This window comes from Nocardia sp. NPDC057455 (assembly GCF_042802775.1).
In the GTDB taxonomy this organism is placed as follows: Bacteria; Actinomycetota; Actinomycetes; order Mycobacteriales; family Mycobacteriaceae; genus Nocardia.
This window is the reverse complement of record NZ_JBHVDM010000189.1, coordinates 1-2,663: the sequence shown is the minus strand read 5'-3', so window position 1 is coordinate 2,663 and position 2,663 is coordinate 1. Positions and strand designations below refer to the sequence as shown.

The window sequence follows — 2,663 nt, the reverse complement described above, 5'->3', positions numbered from 1 at the left end:
ATGGCGTATGCGGCGAATGTGCTGAGTTGGTCGGCGGCGTATCGGTCCGGGGGTTCGCCGACGCAGGTGCGTATCTCGCCGGATCTCATACCGCCCGGAGCGTCGGCGTCGGTGGATCCCGGTTCCGCGATGACGGCGGTGACCACGGCGGTACCCGCGCCGGTCGAGTCGCCGCGAGCACCCGCGCCCGCACCGCGTCCGCAGGCGCCGACGCAGGTGATGATCACGCTTCCGGGTCTGCCGCCGATTCCGTGCGGCATCTTCTGCCCGCCTCCACCGCCGGTGGATCCGTGTGTCGCGCAGCCCGTTCCCGCGCCGATGCCGCAACCGGGGCAGCCCGGCACGGCGCGCATTCCGCTCGCGCCGGGGCAACCGTACGGCGCCGGGCAGCTACCGGACCCCGGCACGAACAGCCCCGAAGCGGACGGCAACCCGGACAGTGACGCCGTCCCCGCCGATGTCCGTGCGGCCGAGTGCACGCGACCCCAGACGGACGCCGCCACCGGCCCCGCACCTGATGCCCCGGAGCTGGACACCGAACGGCGCAACCCCGAACCGGCCAGCACCACACCGCCCGCGCCGGAACCCGAACCCGAGCCGGTGCCCGACGCCCCACCCACGCCGACGCCCCAGCCCGGAATCACCCTGCCGTTCGGCATCGTCATCCCGCTCCCGGGCCCATTCCCGCCGCCACCGGCGGGCTGACCAGGTGTCCCCGCGGATAGCCGCCGAGTCTCGCGCCTCGCGTTTCGCGTGTGGCCGATGCTCGATGCACGGGCAACCGAGGGTACGAACCGCACGGATGGCCTCGATGCCGACCGCGGCGTGCTCGAGTCGGAGCTGATGGCGGAACCTGCGACCGACCGCTGAAAGGTCTCCGAGCGATGCCGGCGGCCCGACCGCACCGTGGGCTCTCGCCGGTCGTCGTGCCGGGACAAAGGGGTCACCGTTGCTTCGGAAAATCTCCAGCAAACAGCGTCGAGATTTCGTCACAACTGCGCCCGCATCGAGCGCGACACTGCCTCGAAGCAGTATCCGGACCGTGCGATCCGACGTATTCTGATCGGTAGCTATCGCGTGGCATCTACTAGCGGCGCCGAGGAGGCCATTCACCTCCGGCACGCCCCCGCCTACCGGTGGGGCTTGCCGTCGTGGTCTTCGAGAGCGTCATCTCGTGCGGCGGGCGTTCGGCGAGCGTGTGGCCCGGATCCGAACCCGGGCCGATCGTCGGCGACCGCGGTGACGAACCCCGTCCGAGACCGGTCGAGCAGAGGTGATCCCATGAGGGCCACAGTCGGAATATCAGCAGAACAGGCCGTGGTGCGTGGCGTGCTGGTCTCGTCCACGGCGCAACGAGGTACCCGGCCGGAGGTGCTGCGCGCGATCGAACTGCCGATCGAGCACTCGACCTCCGCATCGGTGGCCGCCATGCTCGAGGCGTTGACGGCCGAGGCCGGATCCGACATCGAAATCGATGACGTAGCCGTGGCGTATCGGACGGTGGCCGAGCGTCGGGCAATCGTGTCGCAACTGTCGTCGGCATCATGGCGATCGTCGTCGCTCGTGTCGACGAAGACGGCCCTGCTGGCGCTGGTCCAGGACAGTCCGAGCCTGGCGCAGTACCGCACCCTGCTGGTGCTGGAGGTCGTCGGGTATCACACGTCCTATCTCGTGACCGGGCCCGACCGGAACGAAATCCTGGCTTCCGGCACCTGGGCGTCCGGTGTCGTGGACGCCGATACCGCGGGTCTGGCGATCGACCGGATCCGGCCTGCTCTGGAGGCGGCCGAACAGTCACCCGACGCCGTGGTCCTGTGCGGCTCCTCGGCGGGAAACCCGGAAGTGGTCGCCGCGGTGCGGCTCGGGTTCGCGGCGCCCGTTCTCGCGGCGCCGGACTCTGCCCACGCGGCCGCTTTCGGAGCGGCCTCGGTTGCCGCCGCTCCGTTCCGGAGCGCATCGGCGGCGCCGGTGGCATCGGATCGCCGACATCCCGGCCGGGTGATCCTGGCCGGAGCAGCCGCGGCGGCGCTGCTGGGCGGAGCCGCGATCGCGGTCACGCAGGTGCGGGAGGACCGTCCTGCCGGCGAGGTCGGCGGTCCCGCGCAGGCGCCGATCCCCGCCGCCCAACCCGCCGCTCCGAATCCCGCGGTGGCTCCGGCGGATGATCCGGGTCCCGCGGTCGAGCATTCCCCTGTGGCTCTCTTGCCCGGTCCGGCTTCCGTCCCCGAGCCTCTGGTGACTTCCGCGCCGCCGGCGCCGTACCCCGCCGATGACCGAGCTCAGTCACCGGCCGGGCAACCCCTGCCACCGGCTCCGGTCCCACCGCAGGTCGAGCCGCAACCGTCGCAGGAGCGGCACAGGCCGCCCCCCACCACGCAATTGCCCGAACCGGCCGAACCGTCGCCGACCACCGTCACGGCCCCGGACGACACCTACCTCTTCCCGGGTGAATCTCCTCCTCCACCGTGGAACGCCGACCCCGCGGCGGTCCAAGCATGGTGGGACAACCACTGGAAACTGAAGGAGAGTTGGCTGCACGGCCGCTGACACCGCCCCGGTAGCACCACGGCCCGGCCAGTGAATCCGCACGCCGCTCGGACGCGTTCGCTCGCGGCCGCGAGCATTCGTTTCCACCGCTTCCGGCGGGCAGCGTCACGCTGCCC

At 71.4% G+C, this 2,663-nt stretch carries 1 protein-coding gene and 1 pseudogene; both read left to right on the top strand.

What is annotated here, in order from left to right; translation table 11 throughout:
* Positions 1 to 705 (top strand): annotated as a pseudogene (locus tag ACFU5M_RS34315) (lytic transglycosylase); the annotation flags it as partial.
* A 576-nt stretch (positions 706 to 1,281) separates the two neighbouring features.
* Complete coding sequence (locus ACFU5M_RS34310; RefSeq protein WP_379055759.1) at positions 1,282 to 2,547, top strand: hypothetical protein; 1,266 nt, start codon at positions 1,282 to 1,284, stop codon at positions 2,545 to 2,547.
* Positions 2,548 to 2,663: the final 116 nt, after the last annotated feature.